The organism is Arthrobacter sp. 05L417 (assembly GCF_056397865.1).
Genome location: NZ_JBFTOG010000136.1, coordinates 1 through 357 on the forward strand (window position 1 = coordinate 1; position 357 = coordinate 357).

1 protein-coding gene is annotated in these 357 nt (G+C 69.7%); it reads right to left on the minus strand.

The genetic code is table 11. The features are described from left to right. On the minus strand, positions 1 to 357 hold a 357-nt coding region (locus AC1DJW_RS26660), incomplete at both ends, for a Gfo/Idh/MocA family protein (RefSeq protein WP_476902980.1).

Genomic DNA, 357 nt, shown 5'->3' on the forward strand with positions numbered 1-357 from the left:
GAGCGGGCCGGCGCCGTGGGCGAAGAGGAAGGACGGGTTCGGGTGCCAGGATTCCGGGCCGGGGGTCTGGAACATGGTCAGCGCGGTCAAAGGCGTGCCGATGTCGCCGCGTTCGATGACCCGCCGGGCCGTCTGCAGGCCCGCGCCCAGGAACGTGTCCGGGGCACAGCCCAGACGGATGCCCGCGGCGTCGGCCGTCTTCAACAAAGCCAGCCCGGACTCGCGGTCCAGGGAGAACGGCTTCTCGGTCCAGACGTGCTTGCCCGCGTTCACGGCAGCCGTGGCCACCTCGACATGGGCTGCCGGGATGGTCAGGTTCACGATGATCTCGACGTCGGGATGGTTCAGCGCCAGCTC